Annotated in this window: 12 protein-coding genes and 1 riboswitch; of the genes, 11 read left to right on the forward strand and 1 reads right to left on the reverse strand. The window is 28.5% G+C overall.

What is annotated here, in order from left to right; genetic code table 11:
* The first annotated feature begins 198 nt into the window (after positions 1 to 198).
* Positions 199 to 1,119: a 5-bromo-4-chloroindolyl phosphate hydrolysis family protein gene (locus Q3304_RS09500; protein ID WP_074178387.1), complete on the forward strand. Its 921-nt coding sequence runs from the start codon at positions 199 to 201 to the stop codon at positions 1,117 to 1,119.
* A gap of 114 nt (positions 1,120 to 1,233) precedes the next feature.
* Positions 1,234 to 2,391, forward strand: coding sequence for a toxic anion resistance protein (locus Q3304_RS09505; RefSeq protein ID WP_407814707.1), 1,158 nt, complete (start codon positions 1,234 to 1,236; stop codon positions 2,389 to 2,391).
* A 61-nt stretch (positions 2,392 to 2,452) separates the two neighbouring features.
* Here Q3304_RS09505 and Q3304_RS09510 read toward each other — a convergent pair whose 3' ends face one another.
* Positions 2,453 to 3,952, reverse strand: a complete 1,500-nt coding sequence (locus Q3304_RS09510; protein ID WP_407814706.1) for an IMP dehydrogenase — start codon at positions 3,950 to 3,952, stop codon at positions 2,453 to 2,455.
* 594 nt (positions 3,953 to 4,546) lie between these two features.
* On the opposite strand from Q3304_RS09510, the gene Q3304_RS09515 reads away from it, so the two are divergent.
* The 9 genes from Q3304_RS09515 to Q3304_RS09555 all read left to right on the forward strand — a co-directional run bounded on the left by Q3304_RS09515 (position 4,547) and on the right by Q3304_RS09555 (position 19,416).
* Positions 4,547 to 5,968, forward strand: a complete 1,422-nt coding sequence (locus Q3304_RS09515; RefSeq protein ID WP_054270935.1) for a PTS mannitol transporter subunit IICB — start codon at positions 4,547 to 4,549, stop codon at positions 5,966 to 5,968.
* 25 nt (positions 5,969 to 5,993) lie between these two features.
* A complete protein-coding gene (locus Q3304_RS09520; RefSeq protein WP_407814705.1) occupies positions 5,994 to 8,132 on the forward strand; it encodes a BglG family transcription antiterminator in 2,139 nt (712 codons plus the stop codon).
* A 30-nt stretch (positions 8,133 to 8,162) separates the two neighbouring features.
* Positions 8,163 to 8,585, forward strand: coding sequence for a PTS sugar transporter subunit IIA (locus Q3304_RS09525; RefSeq protein ID WP_021385085.1), 423 nt, complete (start codon positions 8,163 to 8,165; stop codon positions 8,583 to 8,585).
* Positions 8,586 to 8,603: 18 nt separating this feature from the next.
* Complete coding sequence (locus tag Q3304_RS09530) at positions 8,604 to 9,752, forward strand: mannitol-1-phosphate 5-dehydrogenase (protein WP_407814704.1); 1,149 nt, start codon at positions 8,604 to 8,606, stop codon at positions 9,750 to 9,752.
* A gap of 105 nt (positions 9,753 to 9,857) precedes the next feature.
* Positions 9,858 to 9,959: riboswitch (purine riboswitch) on the forward strand.
* Between the two features lie 185 nt (positions 9,960 to 10,144).
* On the forward strand, positions 10,145 to 10,717 hold the full coding sequence (locus Q3304_RS09535; protein ID WP_407814703.1) for a xanthine phosphoribosyltransferase: 573 nt from the start codon (positions 10,145 to 10,147) through the stop codon (positions 10,715 to 10,717).
* A gap of 64 nt (positions 10,718 to 10,781) precedes the next feature.
* Positions 10,782 to 11,432: a fructose-6-phosphate aldolase gene (fsa, locus tag Q3304_RS09540; protein ID WP_003423115.1), complete on the forward strand. Its 651-nt coding sequence runs from the start codon at positions 10,782 to 10,784 to the stop codon at positions 11,430 to 11,432.
* 137 nt (positions 11,433 to 11,569) lie between these two features.
* On the forward strand, positions 11,570 to 14,494 hold the full coding sequence (locus Q3304_RS09545) for a sigma 54-interacting transcriptional regulator (protein ID WP_054270931.1): 2,925 nt from the start codon (positions 11,570 to 11,572) through the stop codon (positions 14,492 to 14,494).
* Between the two features lie 710 nt (positions 14,495 to 15,204).
* Positions 15,205 to 17,490 (forward strand): EAL domain-containing protein, encoded by a 2,286-nt coding sequence (locus Q3304_RS09550; protein WP_407814938.1) that lies wholly within the window; start codon positions 15,205 to 15,207, stop codon positions 17,488 to 17,490.
* 6 nt (positions 17,491 to 17,496) lie between these two features.
* Positions 17,497 to 19,416: an extracellular solute-binding protein gene (locus Q3304_RS09555; RefSeq protein WP_407814939.1), complete on the forward strand. Its 1,920-nt coding sequence runs from the start codon at positions 17,497 to 17,499 to the stop codon at positions 19,414 to 19,416.
* Positions 19,417 to 19,651 lie beyond the last annotated feature (235 nt).

A 19,651-nucleotide genomic window follows, 5' to 3' on the forward strand; every position in this document is an offset into this window, starting at 1 on the left:
TTAAAGTTAAGTTCTCTTATTTTTATATGGAGTTAAATATAAGTATATTTTTAATTTAAAATATACCTATATTTAAGTCTATTACTTTATTTGAAATAATTTGTAGAAATTCAAATTCCTTGACAGTAATAAGTAAGTAATTGTATAATCAAACTGCAATATATTAATAATATTAATGAAAATGAAAGGATATAAACTATGTATAAATCAGAAAATTTTTCCAAAAAATCTGTGTTGATAAATTCATTTTTAAGTAAATTTTTAAAAATAGTTGGATGGGGTTTAGTAGGTTTATTTACATTATCTGCCTTAGTACTTTCAACTATTTCTATTATAATTGGATGGGCTGTAATACTTCCTATTCAAGTATGTGCAGTGTTTTTAATTATAGGTGGTGTTTGTATTTTTAAAGGAAAGAGATTAGGAGACCAAATTTCTCGTTATAAAAAATATTGTACAATCATAAGTAATAGGAATATTATTCCAGTAGAACTTATTGCAGAAAGTACATCTAAGTCATTAAATTTTATAATAAAAGATGTACAAAAGATGATAGACAAAAACTACTTTATAAATACTTATATTGATAAAAGAAGTAATCAAATTGTGTTGACAAATGAAGATTTTACTCCGCCAAAATATGAAGATGTAGCATATGAAGTTAAAGAAGAAGAAAAAACCGATGAAGTTAATGAAGTTGATAAAATTATAAATACTGGAATGAATTATTTAACACAAATAAAAGAAGCTAATAAAAATATTAAATCGGAATCAATGTGCAATAAAATTGTACAAGTAGAAGATGTTACAAGTAAAATATTTGATGTTGTAAAACATGACCCATCAAAACTTACTCAAATACAAAAATTTATGGACTATTATCTTCCAACTACTTTGAAGTTATTGAATTCATATCATACATTGGAAGAACAAGGTATAGATAGAGAAAATATAACAACAACTATGGAAAGTATTGAAAATACAATGAGTACAATTGTAATAGCTTTTGAAAATCAATTAGATTATCTATTTGAAGATGAAGCAATCGATATATCTACAGATATTACTGTTTTAGAAAACATGTTAGTTCAAGAAGGATTAACAAGTGGTAAATTTTAACTTCAATATAAAAAATATTCTGTTATTTTTGAACAATTAAGTAGTTATAGAGTATGGAATATGCAGTATATAAGTTAATAAGTACTTTATAAAGGAAGAGGAGAGAAAGATATAATGAATAATTTAGATGATATACCAGTTATGCCAACTTTAACACTTGACCCATTTGCAGAGGAATCAAATACAAATGATATAAATAATTCTGACCTATTAATGAAAAAGGATGAAAAAGACCCAGAAGAAGAAAAGCTATCTGAATCTGAACGTAAGATGGTGAAGGAATTTGCAGAAAAAATAGATATTACAAATACAAATATGATTTTACAATATGGAGCTGGTGCTCAAAAAAAGGTAGCAGGGTTTTCTGAAACAGCTCTAAAGAGTGTTAAGACTAGAGATTTAGGGGAAGTTGGAGATATGCTTACAAATCTAGTTACTGATTTAAAAGCATTTTCAGCAGACGAAAAAGAACAAGGTGGTTTTTTAGGAATCTTTAAAAAGGCAAATAATAAAATCTCAAATCTAAAAACTAAGTATGATAGTGCAGAGGTAAATGTAGACAAAGTAAGTAAAGAACTTCAAAAACATCAGGTTAAAATCTTAAAAGATATAGCTATGCTTGATAAGATGTATGAGCTGAACTTAGCTTATTCAAAAGAACTTACTATGTATATTATAGCAGGAAAACAAAAGCTAAAAGATATGAAAGAATATGAAATGCCAAAATTAAGAGAAAAGGCTAGTTTATCTGGTTCAACAGAAGATGCTCAATCTGTGAATGATATGGTTTCGCTTTGTGACAGATTTGAAAAGAAGATTCACGACTTAGAATTAACTAGAATGGTATCTCTTCAAATGGCTCCACAGATAAGACTAGTTCAAAATAGTAATAATTTAATGGCAGAGAAGATTCAATCAACTATAGTAAATACAATTCCATTATGGAAAAATCAAATAGTACTTGCCCTTGGGATTTCTCACTTAAATCAAGCCATGAAAGCTCAACGTGAAGTTAGCAATATGACAAATGAGCTTTTATTAAAAAATGCAGAAACTCTAAAGATGGGTACAATAGAAACAGCAAAAGAATCAGAAAGAGGAATTGTAGATATAGATACAATTAAGAAAACTAATCAATCTTTAATATCAACTATTGATGAAGTAGTTAAGATACAACATGATGGTAGAATAAAGAGACAAGAAGCAGAAGTTGAACTATCAAAAATAGAAAATGAACTTAAAAGTAAGCTTCTTGAATTTACAGTTAAATAAAAGCTTATATTAAAATAAAAAAGTGTAGCTGATTTTATAATCAACTACACTTTTGTTTATATTATAAATTTCTATTATCTTTTAACATAACATCATGAGCTCCACCTTCAACTATACTAGTAGAAGATACAAGTGTAAGTTTAGCATTCTTTTGAAGCTCAGGTATGCTAAGAGCTCCACAGTTACACATAGTAGAACGAACTTTACTTAAAGAAAGAGTTACATTGTCCTTTAAAGAACCAGCATAAGGTACATAAGAGTCAACACCTTCTTCAAAAGAAAGTTTCTTATCTCCACCAAGGTCATATCTTTGCCAGTTTCTAGCACGTGCAGAACCTTCTCCCCAGTATTCTTTCATGTAACTACCATTTATGTTAACTTTGTTAGTTGGACTCTCATCAAAACGAGAGAAGTATCTACCAAGCATTATGAAATCTGCACCCATAGCTAAAGCTAAAGTTATATGATGGTCATAAACGATACCACCATCAGAGCAAATTGGAATATAAATACCTGTTTTTTCAAAGTACTCATCTCTAGCTTGTGCAACTTCAATTATAGAAGTGGCTTGTCCACGTCCTATACCTTTTTGCTCACGAGTAATACATATAGAACCACCACCAATACCAACTTTAACAAAGTCAGCACCAGCTTCAGCTAAGTAAAGGAATCCTTCACGATCAACTACATTTCCAGCTCCAACCTTAACTGTATCACCATATTTTTCACGAATAAAATCAAGAGTTATTTTCTGCCATTCAGAAAAACCTTCTGAAGAATCTATACATAAAACATCAACACCAGCTTCAACTAAAGCAGGAACACGTTCAGCAAAGTCTCTAGTATTGATACCAGCCCCAACTACATATCTTTTAGAAGAATCTAAAAGTTCAAGTGGGTTTTCTTTATGAGAAGAGTAATCTTTACGGAATACCATATAAACAAGATTGCCATTGTCATCAAGTACAGGAAGAGAATTAAGTTTGTGGTCCCATATAATGTTGTTTGCTTCTTTTAAAGTAACATCTTTGTTAGCATAAACAATGGATGACATAGGAGTCATAAATTCACTAACTTTAGTATCTAAATTCATACGACTTATACGATAATCACGACTTGCGACAATACCTAATAATTTACCAGTTGAAGTTCCGTCTTCAGTAACAGCAACTGTAGAATGTCCAGTTTTTTCTTTTAATTCAAGTATGTCTTTTAGTGTATTCTCAGGTTTAATATTTGAATCACTTACAACAAAACCAGCTTTGTGAGACTTAACACGTGCTACCATAGCAGCTTCACTTTCAATACTTTGAGAACCGTATATAAATGAAATACCACCTTCTTTAGCAAGTGCAATAGCCATCTTGTCATCAGAAACAGATTGCATAATAGCAGAAGTCAAAGGGATATTCATATAAATATCTGCTTCCTCGCCTTTTTTAAATTTAGTAACAGGTGTTTTTAAACTTACATTAGCAGGTATACAATCAGTAGAAGAGAAACCTGGAACAAGAAGGTATTCACTGAAAGTATGTGATGGTGTATCAAAATAAAACGCCATTTTTTAATCACTCCTTATATTTTTATACTTTTTATAATTGATAGTATTAATTATAACTTATTCTTTAATTTTATTAAAGTATTTTGTCAAATATTGAGATTTTTGAAAAATTTAAACTATTTTAATTGAATTTGTTTAATATATATTGCTTTATAGGGTAAAATTGTATATTAAATAATGTTTAATGTTGTATAGTAGCTAATTAGAAATTAATATCTAATTAGCTATACATTGTACTTATACACTTTATGTTGAGAATATTTATATAGAGCGTACAAATTTCAAAAGCACAGGTCAAATAAGTCTATATTAGTATATCCAAAAGTACCTCTAATAAAATTATTTAATTGAATTATTATTGGTTTTTATATTAAATTTAAATATTTTATAAAAATAGTATTATTTGCAACACTAGATACTCTAAAATACTACATAAATAAAGTTAAACAAAAACTAAAATGACAAATGTCATTATCTTAAGTGACATAGAAACGATTTCTTAAAGTTGTTACTAGAAAATATAAACTCTATAATAAAAGTATAACAAAAGGGAATCATATCGATATAGAATATAATTCAAATGGAGGTAAAATTATGAGCAGTTCTAATCAATCGACAATAAAGACATCTATACAGAGAATAGGAAAATTTTTAAGTGGTATGGTAATGCCAAATATAGGAGCTTTTATAGCATGGGGTCTTATAACAGCATTATTTATACCAACAGGATGGATGCCTAATGAGAAGTTAAGTACTCTAGGTGACCCAATGATAAAATACCTTTTACCATTATTGATAGCTTATACTGGTGGTAAGGCAATCGCTGGACAAAGAGGTGGAGTAATAGGTGCAGCAGCAGCGATGGGTGTAATCGTTGGAGCTGATATACCAATGTTTATCGGAGCTATGATAATGGGGCCATTTGCAGGATGGATAATCAAGAAATTCGATAAATTTGTAGATGGTAAAATCCCAACAGGATTTGAAATGTTAGTAAATAACTTTTCAATAGGTATAATAGGTATGCTTCTTGCAATATTAGGATTCTATGCAATAGGGCCAGCAATAGTAGCAGGTACAGCTCTTATAGAATCTGGAGTTCAATTTATAGTTAGCAAAAGTTTATTACCTTTAGTTTCAGCATTTATAGAACCTGGAAAAGTATTGTTCTTAAACAATGCAATAAATCATGGTATATTAGGACCTATAGGTATAGCTGAAGCAAAAGAAGCAGGTAAATCTATAATGTTCTTATTAGAAAGTAATCCTGGGCCAGGTCTAGGAGTTCTATTAGCATACTGGATGTTTAGTAGAGGAAGTGTAAAACAGTCAGCGCCAGGAGCTGTAATAATACATTTCTTTGGTGGTATACATGAAATCTACTTCCCATATATATTAATGAATCCAGTTCTAATATTAGCTACAATGGCAGGTGGAGCAGCAGGAATATTAACTTTCTCAATATTAGGAGCTGGGCTTGTAGCAGCACCATCACCAGGAAGTATATTTGCACTTATGGCACTAGCACCAAAGGGAGGATTACTTCCAGTATTAGCAGGGGTTGCAGTGGCAACAGCTGTATCATTCTTAGTAGCAGCACCATTTGTTAAGAAAGCTTCAGCAAATCAAAGTGAAGAAGAGGGTACTTTAGAAGAAGCTAAAGCAAAAATGAGTGACATGAAATCAGCAAGTAAAAATTCTGATAAAAACATTGATGAAAAACAACTTGAAGTGAATGAAATTAAGAAGATTGTATTTGCATGTGATGCAGGAATGGGTTCTAGTGCAATGGGAGCTTCTAGATTTAAAAATAGAATAAAAAACTTAGATTTAAGTATAGAAATTACAAACTCATCTGTTGATAACCTTCCAGATGATACACAGATAGTAGTAACTCATAATACACTAGTTGAAAGAGTGGCTAAGAATAATTCAAGTGTTGAGATAGTTTCAATAAACAACTTTTTAAATGACCCAAATTTAGATGCATTATTTAAAAGATTAGAGTCTAAATAAAAATAAAAAGTACCACTGATTAGGAGTGGATAATTTGAAAAAAAAGAAGATTACATCTAGACAAAAAAAGATAATACTAATGATAGTAGAAAATTCAAAAAAAAATATTCCAATAACTATCTCTGAGATTGCAGGTGAGTTAGATTTAAGTTCAAGAACTGTGCTTAGAGATATGTCTGGAATTGAAAAATGGTTTGATGAAAATGATTTTAATTTTGTAAAAAAACCAGGAGTTGGGTTAATATTAGAAGAAAATATAGAAAATCAAAACTTTATAATTGAGTTATTAGAAGAAGAAAAAATAGAAAAAGAATATAGTAAGGAAGAAAGAAATTTAATTATATTATCAAAGCTACTGATTTCTAACGAGCCAGTAAAATCTTATTATTTTGCAAAAATATTAAAAGTATCAGAAGGGGTACTTAATAATGATTTTGCTTCAGCAAGCAAATGGCTAGAAAGATTTGATATTGAGCTTGTTAGAAAACCAGGGCTTGGTGTGTACTTAAAAGGTCAAGAAAAAAGCTTTAGAGAAGCATATGTAAATCTTATATATGATTCATTCAATGAAAAAGAAATATTAGATATGGTCAGAAATATAAGTGAGAACATACAGACGGATAAAGCAATAGAAATTTTAAGTGAAAATAGACTTTTAAACTTAATGGACAGGTGCATAATAAGAAAAGTTGAAAGTGCATTAACAAAGAAGCTTTCAGATTTAGATGTAAATTTAGCTGATAGTGCATATATAGGTCTTGTAGTTCATATCTCATTGGCTTTACAGAGAATAAAAAATGGTGAAAATGTAACTATGGACCAAGAGTTTCTAAAAGAATTATCTATGACAGAAGAATTTAGATTAGCTCAAGAAATTGTAAAGGGTATGGAAATAGACTTTAATATGGACATACCATTAGATGAGGTTGGATATATAACTATGCATATCAGAGGTGCAAAGCAAAGGTCATCCTCAAATCATAAAGCTTTAAACCTAGATGATATAGAAGTAATGGATATTACAAACAAGATGATAGATTTAGCTGAAGATGAATTTAAAATAAGTCTTAAAAATGATGAAAGATTGTTTAAAGACTTGGCTAATCACTTAGGTCCTTCTATAAATAGATTAAATATGGGCTTAGAAATAAGAAATCCTCTTTTAGAAGAAATAAAAACTAAGTATTCATATGCCTATAATGGTGTTGAAAAAATTTCTAAAATTATAAAAGACAAGCTAAATGTAAATTCAATACCTGAATCTGAAATAGGATATATTGCAATGCATTTTGCATCAGCCATAGAAAAAAACCTAATGATGTATACCAATATAAATATTGTTGTAGCATGTCCAACTGGAATAGGTACTTCAAGGTTCTTATCAACTAAGATTGAAAATAAGTTTCCTAACTTAAACATACTTGAAACCATCTCAGCTATAAACATAGATGAAGAGTATTTAAGGGAAAAAGATGTAGACTTAATTGTGTCCACAGTTGAGTTAAATACAAACTTAGATTATATATGTGTAGGTCCATTTATGAGTTTAGAGGATGAACAGATAATCAAGGAAAAAATAAAATCTATAGCTCAAAATAAACTAATTAATTTAAATGTAAAAACCAATACTAAAAATAAGAATAAAGTTTATGAGCAGATAGCAGAAAGTATGAATATAGGAAAAGATATTCTTCAATTTTTAGAGGAAGTTCAATTTGAAAAATTTAAAAGTAAAGATTTAAGTGAGCTTATTGTAGATTCATCAAAGATATTTGCAAAGTCTAGTGAAGATATAATATCTATAAAAGAAGCATTAGAAGAAAGATTAAAAATCTCAATTCCATATATAGAAGAATCAAAAATTTTATTGTTGCATTGTATGAGTGAAAGAATAGATATTATGAAGTTAGCAATAATAAAGTTAGAAAACAAAATCATGCTAGATTCAAATGAAGAAATAGATAATGTAGTCTTTATGTTGCTTCCTAAAAATTCACCTAGCTATCAAAGACAAATAATGAGTGAAATAAGTGGTTCACTAATCGACAATATAGTTTTTACTAATAAAATAAATAAATTTTCTATAGAAGAAATGATATTAGAAGTAAAAGATATAGTTTTTAATTTTTATACAAACAGATTAAAAACATTTATAGATAAATAAAATTAATATTAAAAAAGGAAGGTTGATATTATGAGTAAAGTATTAAATGAGAATAATATATTTTTAGGATTAGATAGTGTTTCAAAGGAAGAAGCTATAACTTTAGCAGGAAGAAAATTAGTTGAAAATGGATATGTAAAAGAAGAATATATACCAGCTATGTTAGAAAGAGAAAAAGTAATGACTACATATATGGGAATGGGTGTTGCTATTCCACATGGTGTAAATGAAGCTAAAAAAGAAATTTTATCTTCAGGAATAGTTATATTACAATTTCCTAATGGCATAGATTTTGATGGAGAAAAAGCTTACTTATTAATAGGAATAGCTGGTGTTGGAGATGAACATTTAGAGATATTATCTAATATAGCAATCGTTTTGGATGATGATTTAACAGAAAGACTAAAAAATTCAAATGACAAACAAGCTTTTATGGAAGCTTTTGCCAACTAATCTTAGGAGGAACTTAAAATGAAAAAGGCAATTCAGTTTGGAGCAGGAAATATTGGAAGAGGATTTATTGGAGGTTTATTAGTTAAATCAGGTTATCATGTAGTATTTGCTGATGTAAATGAAGAAATATTAAATTCGATAAATAAAGATAAAAAATATACTATACACATAAGAGATGTGGAATGTATAGATGAAGTAATTGATAATATAAGTGCAGTTTCATCTATAAAAGAAGAAATAATAGATGAAATTGTAGAAGCTGAAATAATAACTACAGCAGTCGGACCTTTAGTTTTAACTAAAATAGCTTCTACAATTGCAAAAGGTATAAAAACTAGAAAAGAAAAAGGCTTAACAAGTAAATTAAATATAATAGCTTGTGAAAATGCAATATATGCAAGTTCTTCACTAAAAGAGGAAGTTCTTAAGTATTTAAATAAGGAAGAAGTAGACTATTTAGAAATGTATGTTGGTTTTCCAAATTGTTCAGTTGATAGAATAGTTCCTCCAGGCAAAAATAAAAATCCTCTTGATGTAACAGTTGAGAATTTCTATGAATGGAATGTTGAAAAACAAGGATTTAAAGGAGATATACCAAATATAGTTGGAATGAATTTAGCTGAGAATCTTATGGCTTATATAGAACGTAAGTTGTTTACACTAAATACAGGACATGCTATAACAGCTTATATAGGATATTTAAAAGGATATAAGACTATAGAAGAAAGTATAAAAGATGAATACATTTGTAATATAGTTAAAAACGCTATGGTAGAAAGTGGAGAAGGTTTAATTAAAAAATATAACTTTGATTCCAAAGCACACTATAAGTATATTGAAAAGATTCTAAATAGATTCAAAAATCCATATCTTAATGATGATGTAGTTAGAGTTGGAAGAGAGCCACTTAGAAAATTAAGTGACAAAGATAGATTGATTAAACCTTTAATGACAGCAAAGTCATATGGATTATCAGTTGACAATCTGATTCTTGGAATAGGTGCAGCACTTCATTATAATAATAGTGAAGATGCTCAAAGTGTTGAATTACAAGAATTGATAAAGTCTGATGGAGTAAAAAAAGCCATTGCTAAAATAGCTAATATAAATGATGATGAACTTTTAGATAATATTGAAAAAAGCTATGTATCTATGGAAAATTTGTAAATTTGCTTGAAAAAATTGAATTCTTATAAATTATTTATAGGATATTATTCTACACAGTTTGAATTATTTGTTGAATAATAGAGAATTATAATATATAATTAAAAAGAATAAATTAATATATTTACCTGTATATTTTTGATAATATGGTTCAAATGTTTCTACTAAGCTACCATTAATAGCTTGACTACAGGAGTGAAGAAGATATAGTTTATACTTATTTTAAATTATATATTAAGTTAATTACTTTGAATTTTAAGCTCCTGTCTATGATATAGACAGGAGCTTTTTTAGTATTTTAATATAAGATACTGATAATACATAGCAAAATTAAAGCAAATATAATTTTTTGTTAATATAATTTTTAATTTTAGAAAGGGTTAGGTGGGAGTCCAATGAAGGCTTTACAAGAGAAGATATTGAGAGAAGGCAGTGTTTCAGGAAATGATATACTAAAGGTTGATAGCTTTTTAAATCATCAAATTGATGTAGCTTTTTTAAATGAAATAGGAAGAGAGTTCAAAGAGAGATTTAAAGGAGAAAAGGTAGATAAAATATTTACAATAGAGGCTTCAGGAATAGCTATAGCATCAATTGTTTCACAGTATTTTGACAATGCACCTGTAGTATTTGCAAAAAAATCAGAATCTAAAAACTTGGATAAAGATGTATATGAAACTAATGTATATTCATTTACTAAGGCAAAGGAATACTCAGTTAAAGTTTCTAAAAAGTATATAAATAAAGGTGAGAAGATACTAATAGTAGATGATTTCCTTGCAAATGGAAGAGCTGCTCTTGGACTTAAAGATTTAATTGAGCAGGCAGAGGCAAGCCTAGTTGGAGTAGGAATAGTTATTGAAAAAGGCTTCCAAGCTGGAGGGTCGCTTTTAAAGGCTAATAATGTAAGACTGGAGTCTTTGGCAGTTGTTGAATCTATAGATAATGGAACTGTAAAATTTAGGTAATTTATGATATTATATACTTGTGTTTAGCACGTATTTTAATTATGTAATTATGGAGGATTTTTTAATGAGATTTTTTATAGACACAGCCAATATTGAAGAGATAAAAGAGGCAAATGATTTAGGTGTGATATGTGGAGTGACTACTAATCCATCACTAATAGCTAAAGAAGGTAGAGATTTTATAGAGGTAGTTAAAGAAATAAGCGAAATAGTAGATGGACCAATAAGTGCAGAAGTAATAAGTTTAGAGCATAAAGGGATGATAGAAGAAGCAGAAAAGTTATCTAAGATACATAAAAATATAGTTATAAAAATACCTATGACAGCAGAAGGTTTAAAAGCAGTAAAAGTACTATCAAGCAAAGGTATAAAGACTAATGTTACACTTATTTTTTCTGCTGGACAAGCTCTTTTAGCTGCTAGAGCTGGTGCTACATATGTAAGTCCTTTTGTTGGAAGATTAGATGATATATCACAAAATGGTCTTGATTTAATTGAAGAAATCGTTGATATATTTAGTGTAAATAGTATTGAGGCTCAAATAATAGTTGCTAGTGTTAGAAATCCAATACATGTTTTACAAGCTGCGAGAATGGGAGCAGATATAGCAACAGTTCCTCTTAAAGTTATAAACCAAATGATTAAGCATCCTTTGACAGACAAAGGAATAGATAGCTTTATGAAGGATTGGGAAGGTGCGTCTTTAAAATTATAATTACAAAGTGTGATTATAAGTATATTAAAGAGGTTATTATGGAAATTCTAAGTAATAAGGCTAGGCTATTTTGCCTAGTCTTATTTTGGTGTATAATATATTGAAATAGATTAATTTTTTAAGTGAGGAGGCGAAAGATGGATAAAATATTAAGAGAAATAGAAAGAGAAGACAAAAAAAATCCATATACTGACCAAGAACTTGCTGAAATGTTAGATGTAGCTAGGTCTGAAGTTATAGCAGTAAGAAAAAAAAATAATATTTTAGATTCAAGAGAAAGAAGAAAAAAAATCTTAATAAAAGATATATCAAAAATTGTAAGTGAAAACCCTCAGATGTCTGAAAGAAAAATAACCGAGATATTAATAGATAATGGATATAACATATCAAGAAGTGCAGTGTCAAAATTATTAAAAGAAGAAAATTTAAATCAGTCAAAGGGTGGTATTAAAGACAAAGACTTAGCATCATCAGGAAAGTATGTAAAGGTAAGTAAAGTTGTAGAAGAAGATGGATTTGAAGACTTGATAGGTATAAAGGGAAGCCTAAAAGAAAAGGTAAACTTAGCTAAGTCAGCAATAATGTATCCTCCTAATGGTCTTCACACTATAATATATGGAGAAACAGGTGTAGGAAAAAGTGAACTAGCCACATGTATGTATAAATATGCTGTGAAAAATAATATCAAAGAAGAAAATAGCCCATTTATAGTATTTAACTGTGCAGATTATGCAGAAAATCCTAATTTACTGATAGCTCAACTTTTTGGAGTAGTAAAAGGTGCATATACAGGAGCAGATGCAAATAGAGAAGGTCTTGTAGAAAAGGCCGATAATGGAATTTTATTTTTAGATGAAATTCATAGATTGCCTGCTGCTGGGCAAGAGATACTATTTTCATTAATAGATAGAGGTGAATTTAGAAGATTAGGAGAAAGTAGTTCTACTAGAAAGGCAAATGTTCTCATAATAAGTGCTACAACAGAAAATCCAAATTCTAATTTACTTCAGACTTTTAGAAGACGTATACCAATGGTAATAAATTTACCTAATATGAGTGAAAGACCAAAGTCTGAAAGATATGAGATAATAATAAAGTTTTTTGAAAGAGAAGCAAAAAGAGTAAATAAGAATTTTATAATAACTAAAGAAGTTATGTGTGCACTAATGAATTATAAGTGTACTGGAAATATAGGTCAGTTAAAGAGTGATATACAAGTAACCTGTGCTAGGGCTTTTAGTAAGTCAATATTTTCTAGTGATAAGGTAATTATAGATTTAGACAGTTTAAGGGATTATATAAAAAGTGGGTATTATGATTGTAATTGTGAAAATGAAAAGTATTCTGAGTTCTCAGTTGAAGATATATATATAGATATTAGTGAATTGGTTAGTGGAAAAAATAGAATTTTATCAGATAATGAAATAAGTGAGATATACAATTATGCAGAAAAAGAACTTAAGGTTCTGGAGAGTAAATGTTTTTCTGAAGAAGAATTAAAAAATGCATTTATAGAAAAGTTGGATAAAAAGTTTAATGCTATTAAAAATAATAAAAACTTGTCTGACAGAAGAAGCAGAATAGACTGGGGTGGACAATTAAAAGAGTCTACACTTGAGATAATGGATAAGGTAATAATATTTATTAAAGAGCAGTTTAAACATGTAAATCAGGGACTATATTTAGCTCTAGCAATTCATATTGAACATGCTATAGGAAGGATAAAAGATGGAAAAACTATAATAAATCCAAGTCTAGATAAAATAAAAGCATCAATGCCAATGGAATATGAGTTATCTAGATATATAATGGGTATAGTAGAAGACTTAACACAAGTAACATTTCCAGAAGATGAACTTGGATATTTAGCTTATTATATAAATAAATTTTGTTATAATGATGAAAGTATAAAAGATAAAGTAAAAGTAGTAATAGTTACACATGGTAAAGTTGGTATTGAAATGTCTAATGTCGTAAATCATATTCTTGGTATAGAGTGTACATTAGGTATAGAAATAGCACTTACAGATTCACCCTCAGAAGGTATAGAACATGTATTAGAAGAACTTCAAAAGATAGAAGCTAGAAAAGGGATTCTAGTTCTAATTGATATGGGTTCTTTAGTAATTCTTGGTGATGAGGTTGAAAAAAGACTTGGAATTAGATGTAAAACTGTAAATAGAGTAGATACATTATTGGCAATGGAGGCAGGAAAACTTGCAACTATTGAAGGGAAAAGTTTAGATGGTATAATAGCAGATTTAAAGAAAAATAAAAATTATGCCATGATAAATACAAATAAGTTTAGTTATAGAAAAAATGAATATGGAAAGAAAAATGTAATTATTACATTGTGTTTGAGTGGTGTGGGTACCGCTTTAAACTTAAAGGAACATATAGAAAAACAAATTAAGGAATATGATACTTCAATTGAAGTAAAGCCAATTGCTTTTTTAAATAATAATTTAGAAGAAGAGTTAAATGATATTGAAGCTGAATACAATATCATTGCTATCTGTGGAACTATTGATATAGATTACAAAAATGTACCTTTTATTTCTTATAATGAAGTACTTGGTAAAAATGGTATTAATAAAGTCTTAGAACACTTAAATAATAAACCGCCAGCTTTAAATAGTGACAATCAATTGAATAACTTAATACATGAAGATTTGATTTTATACAATTTTGAAGGGATTTCAAAGGAGTATATAATTGATACACTTGTTTCAAAGCTTGAAGAAGGTGGCTATGTAGATTCAAAGTATATCTTAAGTGTATATAAAAGAGAGGCTATGGGAAGTGTTGTGATGGGTTCAAAAGTAGCTGTACCACATGGACTTCCAGAAAACGTTATAAAACCTGCAATAGCCATAGCACGGTTAAATAAACCTATTGTATGGGATAATAAATTTATGGTAGATTTAGTAGTATTATTAGCCCTTAAAGAAAATAACAAAAAAGAGATACGAAGCTTGTTTTCAAAAATTAATGACCAGCATACTTTAGAAGTTCTATTAAATACTGAAGATAAAAATGAGATAAAAAAGATATTAAGTTAGTTCTTAATATAAAAATACAAAATAAAAATAATTAATTTTAGTAGGAGTTTTAAAAGAGATTATTCTATTTAATTAATTGTTCAACCTTAAAGTTAATACTATAAAATCAATTTATTTGATTTTATAGTATTAACCTTTTTTTATTTATGGATAACTTCTTATAAAATAATGTTTATTAATAGTGTTGTTATTTTATTTTTATGGTATTGTTATTATCTATTAAAAAATAAATATATTAATAAAATATAGGTAAATTATAAGTTTTTTGGGTATGTTTAGAAATATATGGTACATATATTTCTAAAAAAATCAAGATATTATTATATATAAATATAAAAAATATCTAAACTATTCCAAAATTAAAATATAGAAGATATAATAAGGATAGATTACTATATTAAGAAATTAATGTCTAATTATTTTTAATCATTAATAGAATATTAAACAATCTTTTATAAATTATAAATTAATAAAAATAACTATTAAGCTTTTATTTTCAAAAAATGATTATTATGAGATTAGAAATGAATATATTAAATTCTTGTTTTCTTAAGTAGTATAGTAGAAGATAACGATTTTTGTATAAATGAAGGTATTTAATTATTAATCTAAACTTGTATTATACAATAAATTACTTACTAAGTTTAAGTTAAATTCGGAAGTCTTTAATTATTAATACATATTTAGATTTATTATTCAAGGGGTATTATATGAGTGTAAAAAGAAAAACGTTAAACAGCACACAAATGGTTAGGACAATAGCGATAGTATTCATAGTTGTATGTTTTTTTATGGGTGTAATATGTTTTAAATACTATTGTAAATTGAGAAACACTGTGCAAGAAGAAAGTAGCAACTATCTTCAAGAAATATCTAATAGAATAGGTAGTAATGTGAGTAAGATTATTGATGACAGCTACTCTATATTAGATACAATAGCATTAATGATAAAAAATACAAATATAGATTCTTTTCAGAAAGCGAAACCTATAATGGATTCTCAAAAAAAATATTGGAATTGCCAAGATATTATGATGATTGATGAAAATGGAGTTGCATATAATTCTGATGGCGAATCAGTTTCTCTTAGCAGTGATGCATACCTTCAAGATGCTGTCATAAATAAGAAAGAATCTATGTCTGTGTCACAAATGATAGATAATAAAGAATGTATAGTTTTTGCTGTCCCACTAGATAATGTGTCAATTGATAATAAAAACATAGTTGCACTTGCGATAAGTTATTCTCCTGAAGCCTTTGATAAAGTGCTATCGATGACTTCATTTAACAATCAAGCATATTCACATATTATCAATAAAGATGGTACAGTGGTAGTTCGTTCATCATCTCCTATTGCTGAAAAAACAGGGTATAATATACTGAACACTATAAGCCAATCTCAGTTAGATTCTAATAGTGACTTCAGCAAGATGAAAAATGATATAAACAATAATCTTAGTGGGCAAATCGGGTTTAAATTAAATGGTTCACACGAATATATGGTATATATTCCTATTGGACAGGAAAATTGGTATTTGTTAACTTTTGTGCCAGTATCTGTAGTAAATGCAAAATCTAACTTATTGTTAAAGATTACATTATTATTATGTGGTTTTATAACATTAGCATTTGCAATTCTTACAATAGCTTTGATAATATCTTTTTATCGACATAAGAAGAACTTAGAACAGATTGCCTATGTAGATACTGTGACTAAAGGAAATACAATACAGAAATTTTATAATATCTCAGATGACTTATTAAATCAATCTTCTGAACAATATGCACTTGTATATATGAATATTGAAAAGTTTAAAATGCTAAATGACCAGTTTGGAAGAAAAGCAGGAGATTCTATATTACGAGGAGTGTATGATGGTATAACCTCTCTTTTAGCTCCTAATGAATGTATGGGAAGATTGTTTGCAGATAACTTCTGTATACTCATATCATATAGTGAGGACTCTTCTCTTACTAGAAGATTTGAAGATTGGTATGATGCTATTATGAAAAATTCTGGAAAATATGGGTTTGAGTGGGCTTCTCTTTCCATACAATTTGGTGTTTTTATAATTACAGATACTTCTATGGAATTTCCGTACATGGCTGACCGCGCAAAACTTGCATTGCGTGATTCTACAAAAGATTTTAAAAATAATAAGATAAAGTATTCTATTTATAATGAAAAGGTTCGTCAACAATTAGTACGTGAAAAACAGTTAGAGGATATGATGGAAAGTGCCTTAGAAGAAGGAGAATTCCAAGTATATCTACAACCTAAATATATGACTGAAAATGAGAAAATAGGGGGAGCAGAGGCATTAGTTCGTTGGATTAGTAAATCAGAAGGTATGATTTATCCAGACGCATTTATCCCATTGTTTGAGAAAAATGGATTTATTGTAAATGTAGATTTATGGGTATTTGAAAATGTTTGTATGACTTTGCAAAGATGGCTAAATGAAGGTAAAGATTTAGTAAAAATATCTGTAAACTGTTCAAGGATTCAATTAAAAGATGAAAAGTTTTTAGATAAGTATTATGAAATTTTTTCACGTTATAGTGTGCCTTCACAGTATATTGAGATTGAGCTGACAGAAAATATGGTATATGAAGATACTGAACGTTTATCTACCATTATTGATGAAATTCATTCAATGGGATTTGGATGTTCTATGGATGATTTTGGAAGTGGATATTCTTCACTAAATCTTATACAGGATATACCTGTAGATACATTAAAATTAGATAAGATATTTTTTAGAAATACTAAAAACAACTATGGTCGTACTAAGTCTGTAGTAAGCAGTATCATTGTTATGGCAAAATCACTTTCTATGACTACTGTGGCAGAAGGTGTTGAAGAGTATAATCAAGTAAAAATGCTAAAAGAAATAGGTTGTGACTATATTCAAGGATATGTATTTGCAAAACCAATGCCAATTTCAAATTTTGAAGAACTTTTATTTGGGTTACCAAAAAATGATGAGGAGTGATACTATATGTTACGATGTTTGAAGCTTAAATATTTAAGGCACTTTTATAAAATCAAACTATCTTTGGTATTAATTTTACTTAGTATTTTTGTAACTTTTATAATTTGTGGGTGTACAAAAAATGAAACAGAAGATATTCTAACACAAAAAGTAACCCAAGATAATCGAACTCCTATTACTATTTTGGTTAAGTATGCTTTTTCAATTAATAACTTTGAAAAAGTTGTTGAAAAAAAATTTCCTAATATTGATATTGTTCAAGTTGGGAACTACACAGCCAATACTACTTTAGCAGAGGAATATAAAGCACGTTTAGAGCATGATGATTTAACTGATATAGTTATGACTTGGCCACTAGATGTAGGAGAGGAATACTGGGATGACCGACTTATTGATTTATCTGGTATGACGTTTACCAGTAAGTATAATACATCCATGCTTAAGCCTATTACTAGAGATGGAAAGCTTTATTATTTACCAGGACCTGCAACTATACGTGCTATTGTCTATAATAAAACGTTATTTGAAGAAAATGGTTGGGATGTGCCTAAAAATTATAATGAATTCATTGAATTATGTCAAAAAATTGAGAAGACAGGTATGCGTTCCTTACAACTTAGTCTTGGAAATAAAGAAGTCTTAGATACACCATTTATTGGTTTTAACTATGCAAATAGCTTTAGTAAACCTGAAGATGCTAAATGGCTTGATAATTATAATAATGGAAGTGGAAGTTTTGGTGATCATTTCAAACCTTCTTTGGATGTTTTTCAAGAACTTATCCAAAAAGGGGTACTGAAGAAGAATGACTTAAATCTACACTATCAAGATAGTCAAAATATGTTGTTTACTCGTCAATGTGCTATGACAGAAGACTCTAATTTACTGGCACGTTCAGCTTTTGAACAAACTGGGTCTACTGATGAATTTGCACTTATGCCGTTTTTTAGTCCTGGTGAAGATGGAGATTGGGCTAGATTATATATGGTTTGTTACATTGGTCTTAATAAGCATTTAACTGAATCAGAAAATAAAGAAAAATATGACTTAGTAATGCAGTTGATGAATTATATTAGTACTCCTGAAGGGCAAGAAGCATTATCTAGTGATGCTGGTGGCATGTTTTCAAGTTTAAAAGGGATGCCACTACCAAGTGAACCTGAAATAGAACCATTATTACCAGCTTTAAAACATGGACGATATGCTGTTTTTCCTACTTTTAAAAATACACAAGACTCATTGCGTGAAGGTCTTGCTGGAATGATAGATGGGACATTAGATAAAAATGATGTTATAAAAATGGTTGATAAACAGAACACATCTTCTTCAAAAGCTATAAGTCCTAAAGTAATTGGAAATGCTAAAAAAGATTTTTCTATGATTGAAACAGGAAACCTTATAACAGATGCTATGTGTGCGAAAAGTGGATGTGAAATTGCATTGTTTTTAGATAATGGTAAAGATGGACGCTATAATGGTAAGGGAGTTAGTGCTAAGCTTTATAAAGGTGATGTTACAACAACAGATATACAACGAATATTTCCTGATTTAAAGCATGGAGAGACTGGAACACTATGGAAGATAAGTATGACTGGTAAAGACCTCCTTAACACTTTAGAACATTCTATAACTGTGGATAACAACAATAGTGGATGGTTTTATTATTTTTCTGGGCTTAAAATGGAGTATTCTCCAACAGATAAACCAGGTAAAAGAATTAAAAAGATTACAACAGCAGAAGGAGATTCTATAGATTTAAACAAATCATATTCAATTGCTGTTATGGATTATAGCGTTCCAGACAAATATATTAAGAAGTGTGATAAGACAAATATTAAAATTATGGATATAATAACAGAATATATAGAAAAACAAAAAGGTGTTTCTCCTAGTGAAGACCAAAGATTTGTGATAGCAAATCCTTAACAACTTAACTTAATACATATGACAAATAATAATTTTTTTATATTAATTTATAATATTTTAGAATTATACAGATACATATAATTATGGGTTAATAAAGGACAGTACTAAAAGAGAAAATATGTATTATAATAGTTTATGTATAGACCAAATAAATAGGATTATCTAGTGAATATAAGAAATTAAAAACTGTAGACAGGAAAATACCAATAATATGGTATTATAGTGATTTTCTAAT

This window comes from Clostridioides sp. GD02377, assembly GCF_045899875.1.
Classification (GTDB): domain Bacteria; phylum Bacillota; class Clostridia; order Peptostreptococcales; family Peptostreptococcaceae; genus Clostridioides; species Clostridioides difficile_A.